Source organism: Micromonospora sp. NBC_01796 (assembly GCF_035917455.1).
Taxonomy (GTDB): Bacteria; Actinomycetota; Actinomycetes; order Mycobacteriales; family Micromonosporaceae; genus Micromonospora_G.
Window position 1 is genome coordinate 2,521,355 of the sequence record NZ_CP109078.1, and the last position, 17,419, is coordinate 2,538,773.

Sequence of the window (17,419 nt, forward strand, 5' to 3'; positions counted from 1 at the left end):
GCACTCCCGCGCCGGTCGACGCAGGCGGGGGTGCCCGAAGCCGGAGCGCGTACGGGGGCGGCGGCACCGGGCCCTCGCCCCCGTACGTGCGGGTGTGCGGAAGATCAGTCGACGACCGTGACGATCCGGCGGCGCCGGGTCACCACGACCGCCGCTACACCGGCGCCGACCAGCAGCGCGTCACCAGCGGCCAGACCAGCCGCGACCGCGCCGATGATTGGCAGCCCACCACCGGCACCGACACGATCGAGATCGAGGCGGTGTTGTTCGCGGTGTCCGGGTCCTGTACGCCGCCGTCGACGACGATCGAGCCGGCCGCACCGGCCGGACCGGTGCTGTCCGCGGTGAACGCGAAGAGATCCGTGCTCCCGGCCGCGACGTCCTCCAGGGGCTCGCACCGGTAGACCAGGCCCTTGGGCTGGCCCGCCTGATCCCAGTCCGGCTCTCCGTCGACGATCGGTACGCACCGGGAGTCGACCTTGCGCACGGTCAGACCGACCGGGAGGGTGATCAGGGCGGAGGAACCCCAGTTGTCGTCCGGGCCGAGGGTGTCGGCGGGGCCGGCGTTGCGAATTCCGACCTTGATCGTTTCGGTTCTGCCGCTCGCCCCGTTGACCGTCGCGCCGACCGCGATGCTGTCCGCCCGGTGCAGCGGCACCGTGACCGTGAAGGCGGACGTGTTGTCATCGGTGTTCAGGTCGTAGTAGGCCGCGCGGGCCGCCTTGTTGGTGGCCGGGATCAGCCGGAGTTGCTCTCCACCGGCCTTCTTGGCTGCGCTGACCTTCTGCGCCAGTTCCTCGGCGTTCAACGGTGCCACCCCTGCCTCGGCACCGTAGGTGTACGGGCCGGGCGCCGCGTCGGCCACCTTGAGCCTGAGCGGCGTCGCCGGGTCGACGACGAAGGTCTCGTCCGGGCCGACCGGCTGGTCGAAGAAGCAGAGCAGCTCCAGGTAGTTGGGATCGTAGGAGCAGTTGCTGTAGCTGTTCGCCAGTTCCAGGTGGTCGTTGTACGCCCGAAGGAGAACCGTCACGCCGTCCGCGGTCACGTTGCCCACGTTGCGCAGCCCGATCGGCACGTCCGTCGAGGCGCCGGGAGCCAGCGCGACATCGTCGATGTCACCGATGACCAGGTCGATGCCGGGTCCGGTGAGTTGTACGAGAGCTTCGGTCGACTGCTCACCCGGGGTGTTCTCCGCCCACGAGGTCGCACTGATCCTCCCGCTCCACTCGCCGGCCTCGACGCCGCTGGGCCCGACCTCCATCGTGTAGTGGTGGGTGGCACCGCCGGCGAGTTCCGCCAGCTCGCAGGTGGCCACGCCACCCGAGACGGTGCAGCCCTGGTCCGCGCCGGGCAACTGCGCGGTGATGCGTTCCGGCAGACGGGTTATGTCGATCTTCATCGTGACGTTGCGAGCGGCCAACGGGGTCTGGTTGTAGACCCCGACCTTGATCGTCTTCAGCTTGGTCGCGTCGCTGGGCACATTGGTGAGGTACGGCAGCGTCGGGTTCACCCAGGTGTGCGCCGGAGCAGCTTCGCGCGCGGTGGCCGGTGCGGCTGCGGCGAAACCTGCCAGCCCGGCCACGGCGGTGGCCAGACCGATCCTGGACAGCGTTGAGAAGGGGTGCATTGGCACCTTTCAGAATGAAGGCGAGAGTCACCGGCAGTTGATCACGGTGAACGTAGCGAGGCTAGATCGTCGCAACGAGGCGGGCAACCCCGTATGGACAATCCACACAAGACCACCACCTCGGCAATTCCGCGACAACCACTCCCGGAACGCGGGGATTCACTTCCGACCTTCGCGGCGCAACCGCACGTGCCCGGTGGAGAAACTGTCATCCGCCGGGCGGTGGTACTACAGCAGTCCGACGCCGAGCAGGACGGTGCCGGCCACCAGGCTGATTCCCCCGGCCACGACCAGCCAGATCAGCTTGTTCGGCCGGGTGTCGGAGGGGCGGACGATGGAGAGGAAGAAGCCGAGCGGCATAAGGATCGGCGCGGCCACGAAAAGGCCACGGATGAGGTTCTTCCAACCGTCCGAGTAATCCGCCTGATCCAGATAGAGCAGGGCCACCAGGGCAAAGAGCACCAGCACACCGGCATGCGCGTGTCCTGCGGTCCAGAGTGCCCGCCGGACTGGATTGTCCAGGTAGCCGGGAATGCGACGGACCAGATTCATGAGCAGCGACAGCCCGCCGAACGCGATCGTGGCCACGGTGATCAACAGGATGGCGGCGGTGGTACGGGTTTCCGGTGTCACGGCAGGCTCCCGGTAGGCGAGTCGTACGCAGCTTGTCACTGTCAAGATTGGCGCCATGAGAGGCATCTTGTCAACAGCTAGATTCCCGCTGGTCGGTCGGTGCCGTACAACCCGCGCTGTCAGTCGCCGCCGTACAACCGCTCCAGGTCGACCAGCAGTACGTCCGGCCGGCCCGCCGAGGCGGCGACCAACTGGTCGGTGAAGCCGACCGCGCTGGAGAGCAGCAACCGGGTCCGCTCGCCGCTCACCCCCGGCCGCCGCCGCAACAACTCCCGTATGCCGTCCAGCCGGTCGAGATCCGGTTGCCCCAGGGTCCGGCCCCACTTGACCTCGCCGATGGCCAGCACCGGACGGGGGCCACCGCCCAGCGCCGGCTCACCGAGCGCGACCAGGTCCAGCTCATGACTGGTACGGGCCGCCGAGTCGGTCAGGTTCGCCGACCCGACCTGCACGCAAGTCCACGGCGTCGCGATCGAAGATCTCAGCCGGCTTGCGTAGGCTCGCGGTTACCGTCCGGAGTAGAAGTACGCTTCTTAGAAGTGAACTTCTACTCCCCGCGAAGGTGTTCCGACCTGCCGGAGGGTCAGTTCACCCCGGCGTACGAGTGCAGGCCGGTGAAGAAGTAGTTCACCCCGAACAGGTTCATCAGCATGGTCAGGAAGCCGAGGATCGAGATCCAGGCGACCACGTTGCGCTTGACGCTCGGGGTGGCGCGGGCGTGCAGGTAGCCGGCGTAGACGACCCAGGAGATGAACGCCCAGGTCTCCTTCGGGTCCCAGCCCCACGCCCGGCCCCAGGCCGCCTCGGCCCAGACCGCACCGGCGATCACCGCGAAGGTGAAGATCGGGAAGGCGAACGCGTTCAGGCCGAAGGTCAGCCGCTCCAGCGTGACCGCGCTCGGCGACCGGCGCGCCAGGACGTACGGGAAGCTGCGCTTGCCCGACTCGTAACCGGCCCGCATCAGGTACATCGCGGCGGGTACGAAGGCGAGCAGCAGGATGCCGGACGAGAAGACGATCGTGGTCACGTGGATCTCGAACCAGTACGAGTTCAGCGCCGGGACCAGCGGTACGACCGGGGTGTAGAGCACCAGCCCGGCGATGCCGAGCAGCACCACCATCACCAGCGTCAGGACCAGCCCCAACTGGCGTACGGACGGCCAGCGGAAGAGGAGGTAGAGCCACCCGGCGGCACCGACGAAGGTCACCGTCAGCACGAACTCGTACATGTTGCCCCAGGGCAGCCGGTCGGCCGCGACACCGCGGGTCACCAGTGCGCCGAGGTGCAGGGCGGTGGCGAGCACGGTGGCCACCAGGGCGATCCGGGCGGCGACCTCGGCCCGTCCGGTCGACCTCGGCGGGACGTTCCCGGTCGACGGGTTGCCGGCCGGCGCGTCCGGTACGTCCGAATCGGACCCCGCCGCACCCACCGTGACGAGCTGTCGGGCCGGGCGGGAGATCGCGGCGACCGCGCCCCTGCCACTGAAGGCGTACGACGCGGCGTGGCTGATCATCGCGATCAGGTATCCCAGGATCGTGAACACCAGGAGCTGGTCGGAGAGTGCGGCCATTTACTCGGTCCCTTCTCGGCCCCCGGCACCGCGTTCCACCGCGGCGACGAGCTGGTTGAACTCGTCGGCGAATCCGGCATAGTCGGTGCGCGGCAACCCACCGGCCTCGATCAAGCTACTACCGCCCGTCGTGGACCCATCCTCCGGGGCGGCCGGAGTGACCCGGAACCAGACCCGGCGCCGTCGCCCGAACAGCGAGAACATCAGCCCGATCAGCAGCAGTACCGAGCTGACCAGCATCAACGTCGAGGCCGGGGCGTACCGGACGCTGAGCGTTATGTACTGCTGGGTGCCCAGGAACTCGACCGTCGTACCGTCGTCGAGCGTCCACCTGTCGTTCGGGCGGAGCAGCTTCGCCTCCCCCACCTGGGTCAGCTTGCCCTCGCGTACCTGCTCCTGGTTGAGGCTGTAGACCGAGGACGGCATCCCGGCGTCCATGCCCAGGTTGCCCCGGTACGGGATCAGCATCAGGGCCGGGTTGCGCTCAGCCGGGAACTGCGAGCGTACGAAGGGCGCCTCGTCGGGCGCGGTCGGCAGGTAGATGCCCTCGAACGCGACCTGGGCCTTCGGGTCGCGCTGCCCGGTCGACGGGTCGAGGTTCACGTCCGGAAACGTGGCCACGCCCTCGCTGGTCAGGTTGCCGTCGTTGCTCAGGAACGGGAACGTCTGCGTCTGCGACCTGCCGTTGCGGTCGGTGTAGCGGATCACCGGGGCGTAACCGTGGCCGAGCAGGTAGACGTTCGCCCCGTCCAGCCGCAGCGGGGAGTTGACCGAGAAGTCCGCCGCCCGCTGCGCGCCGCCGTCCTGGTCCACCAGGACCGAGGCGCTGAACGACTCAGGTTGCCCGGACGGCAGGAACCGGGCCTTGAAGTTGGTCAGCTCCAGGCAGAACCGGGGCAGGTCGGTGGCGTGCACCCGGGGCCCGAGACCGGACTCGCTGAACTGGTCGAGGGTGCTGCAGAAGGAGGAGTCCTTGCCGGCGACGAGCAGCCGGTTGCCGTGCCACCCGTACCAGGAACCGAACGCGACCCCGACGAGCATGGCCAGCAGCGAGATGTGGAAGAGCAGGTTGCCGCTCTCCTTGAGGTAGCCCTTCTCGGCCGCGACGGTGTTGCCCCGGACCACCACCCGCCAGCGCCGCTTGCGCAGCATCGCCGCGATCGCCGACAGCTCCGCGTCCGCGTCGCCCCGCGCCCCGGCCACGTCCCGGTCGGCCAGGACCGCGTGTTGCGGCAGCCGGTCCAACCGCTTCGGACCCACCGGCGGTACGGAACGCAGCGTACGGAAGTGGTCGCGCAATCGCGGGGCGATGCAGCCCACCAGCGAGGTGAACAGCAGCAGGTAGATCGCGGAGAACCAGATCGAGGCGAAGACGTCGAAGCCGCCGATCCGGTCGAGTACCGGGGCGAGGTCGGGGTGCTGGTCGAAGTAGGCGTTGACCTTCTCCGGGTTGATGTTGCGCTGCGGGAGCACCGAGCCGGGAATGGCGGCGACGGCGAGCAGGAAGAGCAGGATCAGCGCCGTACGCATGCTGGTGAGCTGCCGCCACGAGTTGCGCAGCAGCGCGAGCACCGCGTTGGACCGGCGTACCTTCGGTGGGCCGCTGCCGGTGGTGTCCGTACCGGGGTCGGTCCGCTGTTCGACGCTGGACATCAGATGCTGACCTCACCCACGCCGAACGTCGTCTGCAACCAGATCACGAAGTTGAGCCACCCGCCGGTGACCAGGGCCAGCCCGATCACGATCAGCAGCGCCCCACCGATCCTGGTGACCCACGCGCTGTTGCGCCGGACCGCCTTGAACACCCCGAGCAGGCGACGGAAGGCCAGCCCGAAGATCACGAACGGCAGCCCGAGCCCGAGGCAGTACGCCACCGCCAGCAGCGCGGCCCGGTCGGTCTGCCCACCGGCGGCGGCCATCCCGAGTACCGCGCCGAGCGTCGGCCCGGAACAGGGCAGCCAGGACAGGGCGAACACCGCACCGAAGACCGGGGCACCGATCAGCCCGGCCGCCGGCAGCCGCTGGATCCGGAACTCGCGTTGCAGGCCGGGGACCAGTCCCAGGTAGGCGAGGCCGAGCAGGATGATCAGCACCCCCACGCCGATCTCCAGCGGCCGACGGTGGGCGAGGAGGACGCGGCCCACACTGGCGACGAGGATCGCGCTGAGCACGTACACGACGGTGAAGCCGGCGATGAACAACATCGTGCCGGCGAGGACCCGACCCTTGACCGCGCGAGCCTCCCGGCTCGCCACCGCCACCCCGCCGCCCCCGTCCGGAAAGGCGCCTTCCGGGGCGGGACCCGATGACGCGGTGCCCTGCCTGGCGCCGGTGGCACCGAGGTCTGCGCCGGCCAGGCCGGTGACGTACGACAGGTAGCCGGGGACCAGCGGGAGGATGCACGGCGACAGGAAGCTGACCAGGCCGGCGAGGGCGGCGGCGGCGAATGCCAGCAGCAGCGGCCCGTCCTCGGCGAGGCGGGCGAAGGTGTCGCCCATCAGCGGGCCACCGGGGACGATGAGCCCATCGGGGACGGCGAGCCGGCGCCGGGCGCCGGGGACGGCGAGCCGGTCGGCGCGCCCCCGGTCGCCGGTGCTTCGGCGGCGACCCGGGCCACCACCGGCTCCAGCATCGAGCGCAGGACCGGCTTGCGGAAGACGGCCGCGATCCGGCCCTCCCGGTCGAGCACGATCGTCGCCGGGGTGCTGTTCGGCGGGATCTCGAAGTTGAGCGCCACCCGGTTACCCGGGTCGAACAGGCTCGGGTAGGTCACCCCGAGGCTCTGCTCGAACGCCTTGGCCTTGTCCCGGCCGTCCTGGACGTTCACGCCGAGGAACCGGACCCCCTGCTGGGCGGTCGCCTGGTAGGTGCCTTCGAGGTCGTCCGCCTCGGCCCGGCAGGGCGCGCACCACGAACCCCAGAAGTTGACCACGACCACCTGGCCCCGGTCCTGGGTCAGGTCGTACCGGCCGCCGTCGAGCAGGTCACCGCTGATCCTGGTGGCCGGGGCCCGGTTCTCCGGGCTGCACTCGATCGCCTTGTCCGCGTTGGTCGAGCACTTCGACTCCCAGTTCTCGCCGCCGGAGCAGCCGGTCAGCGCCACCACCGTGACGGCGGCGAGCGCGACACCGAGCCAGACCCGCGGCAGGAGTCTCATGTCGTCAAGCCCCCTTGGCCGTCCGTGCGGTCGGTGACATGGCAACCAGGTGCGCGGCCGGCTCGGAGTAGCCGATGCCGACGACCTTGGCCCCCTCGAAGTGGAACGAGGTGAGACTGGCGAGCCCGCACTGGCGCTTGCGCGGGTCGTGCCAGAGACGCTTGCGCTCGACGTACCGGCGCAGGGTCCAGATCGGGAGCTGGTGCGAGACGCAGACCGCCTCGCGTCCCTCGGCGGCCACCCGGGCGGCGTGTACGGCGGCGAACATCCGCTCGGCGATCACCCGGTACGCCTCGCCCCAGGACGGGGTCACCGGGTCCCGCAGCACCCACCAGTTGCGCGGGTCGCTGAACGAGCCGTCGCCGGGCGACACCCGCTTGCCCTCGAACCAGTTGGCGCTCTCGATCAGCCGGTCGTCGACCGCCACCGGCAGGCCGAGCTGGGCCGCGAACGGTTCCGCGGTCTGCTGGGCGCGCTCGAGCGGGCTCGCCACCACGTACGCGAGGTCGCGGTCGGCGAGCGACTGGGCCGCCGCCTTGGCCATCTGGACACCCAGCTCGGACAGGCGGAAACCGGGCAGCCGACCGTAGAGGATCTTGTCGGGGTTGTATACCTCCCCGTGCCGCAGCACGTGGACGACCGTCTTGCTCACTTGCCTACCCCCCGAGACTGGCCGCCGCTGCCGCAGCCGCTGCCACGGGCAGGGCTGCCGCGTACTGCTCCAACGCGGCGTCGTCCAACGCCGCCGACACGAACCACGACTCGAAGGCGCTCGGCGGCAGGTAGACGCCGTGGGCCAGCATCGCGTGGAAGAACGCCCGGAACGCGGACACGTCCTGGGTACGAGCGGACTCGTAGTCGACCACGTCGTTGTCGGTGAAGAAGATCGAGAACATGCTGCCCGCGTACGACAGGTTGTGCGGCACCCCGGCGGCGGCCAGCGCGTCGCTCGCCAGCTTGCCCACGGCGGCGGCGTTGGTGTCCAGCCGCTGGTAGAGCGCGTCGTCGGCGAGCCGGAGCGTGGCCAGCCCGGCGGCGCAGGCGAGCGGGTTACCCGAGAGGGTCCCGGCCTGGTAGACCGGCCCGGCCGGGGCGAGGCGCGACATGATCTCGGCCCGGCCACCGAAGGCCGCCGCCGGCAGTCCGCCGCCCATCACCTTGCCGTACGTGAACAGGTCCGCGTCGACCGGTTCGAGCCCGGCCCAGCCTCCCGCCGACACCCGGAACCCGGTCATCACCTCGTCCACCACCAGCAGGGCGCCGTACGCGTGGGCGATGCTGGCCAGGGCGGCGTTGAAGCCCTCGCGGGGAGCCACCACGCCCATGTTGCCCGGCGCCGCCTCGGTGATGATCGCGGCGATGTGCTGGCCCTCCTCGGCGAACGCGGCCTCGACCGCGGCCACGTCGTTGTACGGCAGCACGATCGTCTCGCTCGCCGCGGCGCCGGTGACACCGGGCGAGTCGGGCAGTCCCAGGGTGGCCACGCCGGAGCCGGCCGCGGCGAGCAGCGCGTCCACATGCCCGTGGTAGCACCCGGCGAACTTGACGATCTTCGAGCGACCGGTGAAACCACGGGCCAGCCGGATCGCCGTCATGGTCGCCTCGGTACCCGAGTTGACCAGGCGGACCTGCTCCACCGGCGTACGCGCGACAATCTCGGTGGCCAGGTCGACCTCGCCCGGCGTGGGCGTACCGAAGCTGGTGCCGAGCGCGGCGGCGGCCTGGACGGCGGCGACCACCTCGGGATGGGCGTGCCCGGCGATCAACGGTCCCCAGGAGCAGACCAGGTCGACGTAACGCCGGCCGTCGGCGTCGAACAGCCACGGGCCGGAGCCACGGACCATGAAGCGGGGGGTGCCCCCGACCGCCTGGAACGCGCGTACGGGGGAGTTGACCCCGCCCGGCACGATGGCGCGGGCGCGGTTGAACAGGGCCTCGGAAGCCGGGGCGTCGGCCGGGTACGGGCCGGTGCCGGCAGAGTACGTATCGGTCACGGTGCCGCCATTCTGTCAGCGCTGCCGCACAGCAGGGTAACCACCCCTGCTGGGGTAACCCCGCTCACGTCCCGCTCGCCTGTCCGGAGCGGGCCCGACAGCGCGGCGGTACGCCTCACCCGGCCGAGTCACCTAGATCGCGATACGCTGATCCGGTGGAGCGAGCCGAGCTGACCATCGCGGTCCAGCGGACCGCCGACGAGGTGACTCTCAGCCTCGCCGGCGAAATTGACATGCTCACCGCCAGCCGGCTGTCGGCCGTCGTGAACGAGGCACTTTCCGACGCCCCGCCCCGGTTGGTACTTGATCTCGCCGGAGTCACCTTCTGTGACTCGCAGGGCCTCGGCACCCTGGTCGTACTGAGCCGCAAGGCCAGTCACGCCCAGACCCTCCTGGTCCTCACCAACGTGGGCGACTTCCTCCTCCGGGTCCTCGACATCACCGGCCTCCGGTCCGCCCTGATGATCCGCAACGAACCCGCCAACAGCTAGGCCCTGACCGGGTTACTCGCGTACCAGTCCCGGCGGTAGGGCGTCCTCGTCGGGTCCGACCGGGCGGGCGTTGACCAGCGGGTTGTGGCGCAGGGCGGCGATCAGGTCGGCGGTGCCGCCGATGTCGGTCCAGGTGTCGTCCCAGAGGGCGGAGACGAGCCAGGACCGGTCGGCGGGGAAGAACAGATCGGGCAGCGGCCCGTCGCCGCGCATGTGACCGGTCCGCCAGGTGAGAGCCTGTTCGGGACCGGCCTCGACCAGCACGTACGGCCAGTTCCAGTAGAGGAACACCCTCGGGGCATCCGGGAAGACGATGTCGTGCGGCCCCGTTTCGAGGTAGCCCAGCCACCAGGGCTGGTCGGGGGTGTGCCGGGCGAGCACGTCGACCACGGCGCGTTCGTGGGCCACGTAACCGACACCCTCGGGCGGGTAGAAAGTGGCGTACGCCTCGAACACCGGCGGGATCGCCGTGGTGATCGTGAGATCCTCCGTGGTCTGGCCGACGAGCCAGGCCACGTCGTCAGCCGTGCCGATCCGCCAGCTCCGCCCATCCCTGGTGACCTCCATACCTCCCATCCAACCGGAAGTCGGCCAGCGAGCTGTGGCGAACCGCTGCCCCCGGAGGGGCACGAATCCGCCACAGCCCACCCGGTCAATCCGGGTCACGGTTGGGTGGGGGCGCCGACGAGGTGGCGCATGGAGGTCCGGAACTCGGCTCGACTGTCGTTCATGCCCTCGGAGATCGCGGCGTGTGCCTCGTCCAGCCGGACGAGTACGTCCGCAAGGTGCGTGAGCCCGTCGCCGAGCTGCCATGCCTGCCACTGACCGCGCAACTTGTCGAGCGCCTGGGCCAACAGCTCAAGCGTGAGTTCGTGGGCGGCGATGGCGGCGACGGATCCGATCGCCTCTCCCACCACGTCGGGTTCGTCCGCGATCAGCTCAAGCAGCTCACGCGCGTCGATCTCGTAACCGAGTTCGGCGGCCATCTTGCACACCTGGTCACGAAGGTCCACGTCATTCCCCAATCCCTGGGCGAAATCGATGGATCGATTCTTGCCTAGACTTCGAACTCTTGGCAAGAGTTGTAAGTCTAGGCCGGGAACTCGTACTCCAGCTCGTACGCGGTTGCATCGAGAACCATCCGCGTCACCTCCACACAGCGGTCGGTCCCGTCGTAGGCGAATCGGGTGATCTCGATGACCCGAGCACCGGCGCCGGACGAGAGGGCGAGCTGTTCACGCTCCTGCGGATTCGGCGCCCGGTCGGTCAGCCGCTCGACGAACCGCACCGGAGCGAAGCCCAGTTCGGCCAGCCGGGCGTAGGCGCCGCCGGGTCCGGTGTCCGTGTAGGTGATCGCCGTCCCGCGTACCAGTTCCAGCGGAAGGTAGGAGGTGGCCAACTGGACCGGGCGGCCGTCGACCTCGAACCGTCGCGCCCGGCTCAGCACTGCGGCGTCGTTGTCCACGCCGAGCGCCGTCGCCACGTACTCCGGTGCCGGCACCTCCCCGACCACGACGTCCAGGACCCTTGCCCGTACGCCGGTGTCGTGGTCCTGGATGGCTCGACCCTGTCCCCAGTGGGAGCGGGAAAGTCGGCCCGGCGAACTGCGCCGGATCCGTTCGAACCGGCGGACGTAAGCGCCCGCGCCCTGCCGGGTGACGACCAGGCCCTCGCCGCGCAGCACATTAACCGCGTTGTGCGCGACGGTCGTTGTTACGCCGAATTGGGCGGCCAACTCCGGCAACGACGGCATCCGGTCGCCCTGTGCCAGCTCTCCGGAGAGGATGGCGGCCCGGATCTCGTCCGCGACCCGCTGGTACGCCGGCCCACTGCCCACGACTCTGCCCAGAACCCTTCCCGCCGACGAACAGTGCGACTCTACGCGCCGGACACCCTCGAACCGGACGCCGGCCGATCGCCGCCTCGCCGCCGCAGACCGACCAGCGCAGACAAGGTGATCCTGAGCCTCGCCGGCGAAATTGACATGCTCACCGCCAGCCGACTGTCCGCCGTCGTAAACGAGGCCAGTCACGCCCAGATCCTCCTGGTCCTCACCAACGTGGGCGATGTCCTGCTCCGGTCCTCGACATCACCGGGATGCGCTCAGCCCTGATGATCCGCAACGAACCCGCCAACAGCTAACCCACCCCCTCCCCCCACCCCCTTTCACGCGTCGATCTTGCAGTTGTGGCGCCCAGCTTGCCCCGTTTTGGAGGTTTCGCGAACGACCACAACTGCAAGATCGACGCGTGGGGTGGGGGCGGGGTGGGGGCGGGGCTAGGAGGGGGTGGGGTGGGCGGTGTTGATCGTGAGGTTGGCGCGGGCTTGGGTGGCGTCGGAGTTGAAGAACTGTTCTTCCTCGGTCATCCACTTCTGCCAGAGCTGTTCGGCGCCTGCGAAGGATCTGTCGCGGGCGAGGCCTCGCGCGAGCCGCAGCGGCGCCGGCGCGTCGACCCAGACCGTGTAGGCGAGTCGGCCGATCGTCTCGCGGCGGGTGCAGGTGACCCCTTCGAAGATCACGATGGGCGCCCAGGGCTGGGTCTTCCACTCGCCGAGGCTGTTGCCGTACCAGTCCCTCCAGTCTCTCGCCTGGTAGTGGGCACTCTCACCGCGAAGCAGCGGCGTGAGTACCTGGGCGTCGAAGCGTGGCCACCATCCGGCGAAGTTGTCCCAGGAGACGAAGTCGTCGATCTCGATGATCGGCGCCTTCAGCACCTCGGAGAGGCCGCGGGCGAGGTGGCTCTTCCCCGAGGCGCTCGGGCCGTCGATGCCGACAATGCGTATGCCGTTGACCGGCTCGCGGGACGCGACGGCGGCGGCAGCCTGATCCACGACGTCGACGGCCATGGGCGCAGCCCAGCCAGTGGTCGGCTGAGCTGACACATCGGTTCCGAGGGCAGCCTTCAGGAGGTGGTGCCCCAGCGGGCCTGTTCGAGGATTTCGGTGGCGCGGGCCTGGGCGGTCGGGTCGTCGGTGCGGAGCAGGCGGGTGGCCTCGTCCACGGCGTCGGTGAGGTTGCGCCACTGGGCGTTGCGCTCGCGTACCACCTCGGCCTGGGCGACGAGCTGCCGGTTCTTGGTCCAGAGGTCCACGAAGACCGACACCTTGGCCCGCAGGACCCACGGGTCGAACGGCTTGGTCAGGTAGTCGACCGCACCGACCGCGTAACCGCGGAGTGCGAGCTGGGCGTCCCGGTCCGCGGCGGTCAGGAAGATGATCGGTACGTGCCGGGTCCGCTCCCGCCGCTTGATGTGGCTAGCGGTCTCGAACCCGTCCATGTCCGGCATCTGGGCGTCGAGCAGGATCACCGCGAAGTCGTCCACCAGGAGCTGCTTCAGCGCCGCCTCACCGCTCTCCACCGCGACCGAGTGCACCGGCAGGCCCTGCAGGATCGCCTCCAGGGCCAGCAGGTTCTCCCGCCGGTCGTCGACCAGGAGCGCCTTCGCCACCTCGCTCATCGGACCACCACGTTACCGCCGTACGCGCTCACTCGGTCATCTCCCGTCCGCTGCCGTTGACCCAGGAGGCCATCAGCTCGATCAGCTCATCCAGGTCGACCGGCTTGGTGATGTAGTCGCTGGCCCCGGCCCCGAGCGCCGACTCCCGGTCGCCCGGCATCGCCTTCGCGGTCAGGAAGACCACCGGCAGGTCGGCGAACCGGTGGTTGCGCCGGATCGCCCGGGTGGTCTCGTAACCGTCCTGGTCGGGCATCATCGCGTCCATCAGCACGATGTCGACCTCCGGATGCTCGGCGAGCAGCCGTACGCCGTCCACCCCGTTGTCCGAGTAGAGCACGGTCATGCCGTGCAGCTCCAACGCGCTGGTCAACGCGAAGACGTTGCGTACGTCGTCGTCGATGATCAGTACGGTGGCGCCGTCGAGCTGCCGGGTGACCGGTGCGCTCACCCGCTCCAACTCGGTCGAGCGCAGCAGCGGCGGCATCTCGTTGCGGACCGGCATCGTCGGCAGCGGCATCGGCGCGACCACCGCGTCCGGCGCCAGCACGTCCGGCACGAACAGGGTGAAGGTCGAACCCTGACCGGGCGCCGAGGCCACCGTGATCGTGCCACCGATCAGGCGGGCCAGGTCGCGGCTGATCGACAGCCCCAGCCCGGTCCCGCCGTAGCGCCGGCTGGTGGTGCCGTCCGCCTGCTGGAACGCCTCGAAGATCAGCGACAGCTTGTCGTCGGAGATGCCGATGCCGGTGTCGATGACCGTGAACGCGACCACCTGCCTCGCCGTGGCCAGCGCCGGTACGTCGAAGTACATGCCCTCGGGCGCGGGCGCGATCCGGAGCGTGACCGCGCCGTTGTCGGTGAACTTGACCGCGTTGGAGAGCAGGTTGCGCAGGATCTGCTGGAGTCGCTGGGCGTCGGTGATCACCGCTTCGGGCAGGTCGCGGGAGACGCGTACCTGGAAGTCCAGGCTCTTCTCCTCGGCCTGCGGTGCGAACGCCTGCTCGACGTACCCCCGGATCTCGGCGAACCGGACCTCGGTCGGCTCGACGTCCATCCGACCGGCCTCGATCTTGGACAGGTCGAGGATGTCGTCGATCAGCCGGAGCAGGTCGGAACCGGCGCTGTGGATGGTCCGGGCGAACTCGGTCTGCTTCTCGGTCAGGTTCTGCTCCGAGTTGTCCGCGAGCAGCCGGGCCAGCAGCAGCAGCGAGTTGAGCGGGGTACGCAGCTCGTGGCTCATGTTCGCCAGGAACTCCGACTTGTACGCCGACGCCCGGCTGAGCTGCTGCGCCTTCTCCTCCAGACCGATCCGGGCCATCTCGATCTCCCGGTTCTTGGTCTCGATGTTGCCCTTCTGCTCGGAGAGGAGCTGCGCCTTGTCCTCCAGTTCGGCGTTGGTGCGCTGGAGTTCGGCCGACTGTTCCTGCAACTCGTGGGCGAGCCGCTGGGACTGTGCCAGCAGTTCCTCCGTACGCCGGTTGGCCTGGATGGTGTTGACCGCGATGCCGATGGTCAGGACCAGCCGTTCCAGGAAGGTGATGTGCAGCTCGGAGAAGGCGGCGACGCTGGCGAACTCGATCACGCCGAGCATCTCGCCCTCGAACAGCACCGGCAGTACCACCAGGTCTGCCGGGGGTGTCGCCGCCAGCCCGGACCGTACGGTCAGCTTGCCGTCGGGGACGTTCACCCTGATCGTGCGCCGGGAGAGCGCGGCCTGTCCGACCAGCCCCTCACCGGGTCCGAAGGTGACGTTGTGGTGCCGGGCGACGTATCCGTACGAGGCGGTCAGCCGCAGCCGCATCGACGCCTCTTCGGTGTCGGCCAGGAAAAACGCGCCGAGTTGCGCGTCGACCAGCGGGGTCACCTCGGTCATGATCATCCGGCAGACCTCGCCGAGGTCGCGCTGCCCCTGGAGCAGGCCACCGATCCGGGCCAGGTTGGAGTCGAGCCAACCCTGCTCGGCGTTCTTCTTGGTCGTCTCCCGGAGGGTGACGATCATCTGGTTGATGTTGTCCTTCAGCTCGGCGACCTCGCCCTGCGCCTCGACCGTGATCCGCTGGGTCAGGTCGCCCCGGGTCACCGAGGTCGACACCTGGGCGATCGCCCGCAACTGGGTGGTGAGGGTGGAGGCGAGCTGATTCACGTTCTCGGTCAGGTCCCTCCAGGTGCCGGAGACCCCCTTCACCTGTGCCTGACCACCGAGCTTGCCCTCGATGCCCACCTCGCGGCCGACCCGGGTCACCTCGTCGGCGAACGACGACAACTGGTCCACCATGATGTTGATGGTGTTCTTCAGCTCCAGGATCTCGCCCTGGGCGTCCACGGTGATCTTCTGACGCAGGTCACCGCGCGCCACCGCCGTGGTCACCGAGGCGATGTTCCGCACCTGGGAGGTCAGGTTCGACGCCATCGAGTTCACGTTGTCGGTCAGGTCCCGCCAGGTACCGGAGACGCCCTTCACCTCGGCCTGGCCGCCGAGCTTGCCCTCCGTACCGACCTCGCGGGCAACGCGGGTCACCTCGTCGGCGAACGAGGAGAGCTGGTCGACCATCGTGTTCACGGTCGACTTCAGTTCCAGGATCTCGCCCTGGGCGTCGACCGTGATCTTCTGTGACAGGTCACCGCGCGCCACGGCGGTCGACACCTGGGCGATGTTCCGCACCTGGGAGGTCAGGTTCGACGCCATCGAGTTCACGTTGTCGGTCAGGTCCCGCCAGGTGCCGGCGACACCGCGTACCTGGGCCTGGCCGCCGAGCTTGCCCTCGGTGCCCACCTCGCGGGCGACTCGGGTCACCTCGTCGGCGAACGACGACAACTGGTCCACCATCGTGTTGACCGTGGACTTCAACTCCAGGATCTCGCCCCGGGCGTCGACCGTGATCTTCTGACCGAGGTCGCCCCGAGCCACCGCCGTGGTGACCGAGGCGATGTTCCGCACCTGCGACGTCAGGTTCGACGCCATCGAGTTCACGTTGTCGGTCAGGTCCCGCCAGGTGCCGGAAACGCCCTTCACCTGGGCCTGGCCGCCGAGCTTGCCCTCCGTACCGACCTCGCGGGCCACGCGGGTGACCTCGTCGGCGAACGAGGAGAGCTGGTCCACCATCGTGTTCACCGTGGACTTCAACTCCAGGATCTCGCCCCGGGCGTCCACGGTGATCTTCTGCGACAGGTCGCCCTTCGCGACCGCGGTGGAGACCTGGGAGATGTTCCGCACCTGGGAGGTCAGGTTCCCGGCGAGCTGGTTCACGTTCTCGGTCAGGTCACGCCAGGTGCCGGAGACACCGCGTACCTGGGCCTGGCCGCCGAGCTTGCCCTCGATGCCCACCTCACGGGCCACGCGCGTCACCTCGTCGGCGAACGACGACAACTGGTCCACCATCGTGTTGACGGTGTCCTTGAGTTCGAGGATCTCGCCCTGCGCCGCCACGGTGATCTTCTGGCTCAGGTCGCCCCGGGCCACCGCCGTCGACACCTGGGCGATGTTCCGGACCTGGGAGGTCAGGTTCGACGCCATCGAGTTGACGCTGTCGGTCAGGTCCTTCCAGGTCCCGGCGACGTTCGGCACCTCGGCCTGACCGCCGAGCTTGCCCTCCGTACCGACCTCGCGGGCAACCCGGGTCACCTGCTCGGCGAAGAGGCGCAGGGTGTCGGTGAGCGAGTTGAAGGTGTGCGCCAGCTCGGCCACCTCACCCTTGGCCGACACGGTGATCTTCTGACTCAGGTCGCCCCGGGCCACCGCCGTGGCCACCTGTGAGATCGATCGCACCTGGTACGTCAGGTTCGACGCCATCGTGTTGACCGACTCGGTCAGGTCCTTCCAGGTGCCGGCGACCCCGCGTACGTCGGCCTGGCCACCCAGTTCACCCTCGGTGCCCACCTCGCGGGCGACCCGGGTCACCTCGTTGGAGAAGGACGAGAGCTGGTCCACCATCGTGTTGACCGTGCGGCCGATCCGGAGGAACTCACCGCGCAGCGGGCGGCCGTCCATCTCCAGCGCCATGTGCTGCGACAGGTCACCGTCGGCGACCGCCACGATGACCCGGGCGATCTCGGTGGTCGGGTTGGTCAGGTCGTCGATCAGGGAGTTGATCGCCCGCTGCCCGTCGGCCCAGGCGCCGTCAAAACCCTCCTCGTCGAGCCGCTCGGTGAGCCGACCGTCCCGGCCGACTATCCGGCTGACCCGCCGCAGGTCCAGGTTCTGCCGCTCCTGCAGGGAGACCACCTCGTTGAAGGCGTCCGCGACCTCGCCTCCGACTCCCGCGCGGCGCGGTAGCCGTACCTTGAGATCGCCGCGACGGACCCGCCGCAGCGCCTCGGCGAGCTCGCCGAGCAGGACCGCGTCGTCGGTGGTCGACGGGTCCGCGGCGGACAACTGTTTCGCCGTGGTCATTCTTCCTCGCTCAGCTGGGGGAGGTGGACCGTGCCTGGCCGGCCCCCTGTTGGCGGCGGCGGCACCCCCATCATTGTGCTCCGGTCCCGCTGATACCAG

16 protein-coding genes and 1 pseudogene are annotated in these 17,419 nt (G+C 69.3%); 2 read left to right on the forward strand and 15 right to left on the reverse strand.

Annotated features, from left to right (window positions below; all coding sequences use genetic code 11):
- Positions 1–154: 154 nt before the first annotated feature.
- From OIE47_RS11575 to hemL, 9 genes are all read right to left on the reverse strand, one after another.
- Positions 155–1,627, reverse strand: a complete 1,473-nt coding sequence (locus OIE47_RS11575) for a hypothetical protein (RefSeq protein ID WP_326561503.1) — start codon at positions 1,625–1,627, stop codon at positions 155–157.
- Positions 1,628–1,855: 228 nt separating this feature from the next.
- Complete coding sequence (locus tag OIE47_RS11580; RefSeq protein ID WP_326561504.1) at positions 1,856–2,260, reverse strand: hypothetical protein; 405 nt, start codon at positions 2,258–2,260, stop codon at positions 1,856–1,858.
- A gap of 119 nt (positions 2,261–2,379) precedes the next feature.
- Entirely contained in the window at positions 2,380–2,712 is a 333-nt protein-coding gene (locus OIE47_RS11585) for a hypothetical protein (protein ID WP_326561505.1), read from the reverse strand.
- A gap of 131 nt (positions 2,713–2,843) precedes the next feature.
- Positions 2,844–3,830 carry a c-type cytochrome biogenesis protein CcsB gene (gene ccsB / locus OIE47_RS11590; RefSeq protein WP_326561506.1) on the reverse strand — a complete coding sequence of 329 codons (987 nt, stop codon included), beginning with the start codon at positions 3,828–3,830 and terminating at the stop codon, positions 2,844–2,846.
- The gene (gene resB / locus OIE47_RS11595) at positions 3,831–5,483 is read right to left on the reverse strand and encodes a cytochrome c biogenesis protein ResB (RefSeq protein ID WP_326561507.1); all 1,653 of its coding nucleotides are present in this window, start codon (positions 5,481–5,483) and stop codon (positions 3,831–3,833) included.
- Positions 5,483–6,328 carry a cytochrome c biogenesis CcdA family protein gene (locus tag OIE47_RS11600; protein WP_326561508.1) on the reverse strand — a complete coding sequence of 282 codons (846 nt, stop codon included), beginning with the start codon at positions 6,326–6,328 and terminating at the stop codon, positions 5,483–5,485. The genes resB and OIE47_RS11600 overlap by 1 nt, the downstream gene beginning before the upstream one ends.
- Positions 6,328–6,987 carry a TlpA family protein disulfide reductase gene (locus tag OIE47_RS11605; RefSeq protein ID WP_442792076.1) on the reverse strand — a complete coding sequence of 220 codons (660 nt, stop codon included), beginning with the start codon at positions 6,985–6,987 and terminating at the stop codon, positions 6,328–6,330. The genes OIE47_RS11600 and OIE47_RS11605 overlap by 1 nt, the downstream gene beginning before the upstream one ends.
- 4 nt (positions 6,988–6,991) lie before the next feature.
- Positions 6,992–7,639 (reverse strand): histidine phosphatase family protein, encoded by a 648-nt coding sequence (locus OIE47_RS11610; RefSeq protein ID WP_326561509.1) that lies wholly within the window; start codon positions 7,637–7,639, stop codon positions 6,992–6,994.
- Positions 7,640–7,643: 4 nt separating this feature from the next.
- On the reverse strand, positions 7,644–8,981 hold the full coding sequence (gene hemL / locus OIE47_RS11615) for a glutamate-1-semialdehyde 2,1-aminomutase (RefSeq protein WP_326561510.1): 1,338 nt from the start codon (positions 8,979–8,981) through the stop codon (positions 7,644–7,646).
- Between the two features lie 155 nt (positions 8,982–9,136).
- On the opposite strand from hemL, the gene OIE47_RS11620 reads away from it, so the two are divergent.
- Entirely contained in the window at positions 9,137–9,472 is a 336-nt protein-coding gene (locus tag OIE47_RS11620) for an STAS domain-containing protein (protein WP_326561511.1), read from the forward strand.
- Between the two features lie 12 nt (positions 9,473–9,484).
- On the opposite strand, the gene OIE47_RS11625 is transcribed toward OIE47_RS11620, so the two are convergent.
- The 3 genes from OIE47_RS11625 to OIE47_RS11635 form a co-directional block, all read right to left on the reverse strand.
- Positions 9,485–10,039 carry a hypothetical protein gene (locus tag OIE47_RS11625; RefSeq protein WP_326561512.1) on the reverse strand — a complete coding sequence of 185 codons (555 nt, stop codon included), beginning with the start codon at positions 10,037–10,039 and terminating at the stop codon, positions 9,485–9,487.
- Between the two features lie 95 nt (positions 10,040–10,134).
- Positions 10,135–10,485 carry a hypothetical protein gene (locus OIE47_RS11630; RefSeq protein WP_326561513.1) on the reverse strand — a complete coding sequence of 117 codons (351 nt, stop codon included), beginning with the start codon at positions 10,483–10,485 and terminating at the stop codon, positions 10,135–10,137.
- Positions 10,486–10,562: 77 nt separating this feature from the next.
- Positions 10,563–11,309, reverse strand: coding sequence for a GntR family transcriptional regulator (locus OIE47_RS11635; protein ID WP_326561514.1), 747 nt, complete (start codon positions 11,307–11,309; stop codon positions 10,563–10,565).
- Between the two features lie 117 nt (positions 11,310–11,426).
- Between OIE47_RS11635 and OIE47_RS11640 the strand changes: the two are divergent.
- Positions 11,427–11,614 (forward strand): annotated as a pseudogene (locus OIE47_RS11640) (hypothetical protein).
- Between the two features lie 135 nt (positions 11,615–11,749).
- Here OIE47_RS11640 and OIE47_RS11645 read toward each other — a convergent pair.
- From OIE47_RS11645 to OIE47_RS11655, 3 genes are read right to left on the reverse strand one after another with little or no spacing between them, the layout of a single operon-like run.
- Positions 11,750–12,319, reverse strand: a complete 570-nt coding sequence (locus OIE47_RS11645; RefSeq protein WP_326561515.1) for a uridine kinase family protein — start codon at positions 12,317–12,319, stop codon at positions 11,750–11,752.
- A 56-nt stretch (positions 12,320–12,375) separates the two neighbouring features.
- The gene (locus OIE47_RS11650; protein ID WP_326561516.1) at positions 12,376–12,930 is read right to left on the reverse strand and encodes a response regulator; all 555 of its coding nucleotides are present in this window, start codon (positions 12,928–12,930) and stop codon (positions 12,376–12,378) included.
- A 28-nt stretch (positions 12,931–12,958) separates the two neighbouring features.
- Complete coding sequence (locus tag OIE47_RS11655) at positions 12,959–17,320, reverse strand: HAMP domain-containing protein (RefSeq protein ID WP_326561517.1); 4,362 nt, start codon at positions 17,318–17,320, stop codon at positions 12,959–12,961.
- Positions 17,321–17,419 lie beyond the last annotated feature (99 nt).

Excerpts from the sequence above, each read along its gene's own strand:
- OIE47_RS11575 (WP_326561503.1), bottom strand. The coding sequence starts at position 1,627 with ATGCACCCCTTCTCAACGCTGTCCAGGATCGGTCTGGCCACCGCCGTG.
- ccsB (WP_326561506.1), bottom strand. The coding sequence starts at position 3,830 with ATGGCCGCACTCTCCGACCAGCTCCTGGTGTTCACGATCCTGGGATAC.
- resB (WP_326561507.1), bottom strand. The coding sequence starts at position 5,483 with ATGTCCAGCGTCGAACAGCGGACCGACCCCGGTACGGACACCACCGGC.
- OIE47_RS11600 (WP_326561508.1), bottom strand. The coding sequence starts at position 6,328 with ATGGGCGACACCTTCGCCCGCCTCGCCGAGGACGGGCCGCTGCTGCTG.
- OIE47_RS11605 (WP_442792076.1), bottom strand. The coding sequence starts at position 6,987 with ATGAGACTCCTGCCGCGGGTCTGGCTCGGTGTCGCGCTCGCCGCCGTC.
- OIE47_RS11625 (WP_326561512.1), bottom strand. The coding sequence starts at position 10,039 with ATGGAGGTCACCAGGGATGGGCGGAGCTGGCGGATCGGCACGGCTGAC.
- OIE47_RS11645 (WP_326561515.1), bottom strand. The coding sequence starts at position 12,319 with ATGGCCGTCGACGTCGTGGATCAGGCTGCCGCCGCCGTCGCGTCCCGC.
- OIE47_RS11650 (WP_326561516.1), bottom strand. The coding sequence starts at position 12,930 with ATGAGCGAGGTGGCGAAGGCGCTCCTGGTCGACGACCGGCGGGAGAAC.
- OIE47_RS11655 (WP_326561517.1), bottom strand. The coding sequence starts at position 17,320 with ATGACCACGGCGAAACAGTTGTCCGCCGCGGACCCGTCGACCACCGAC.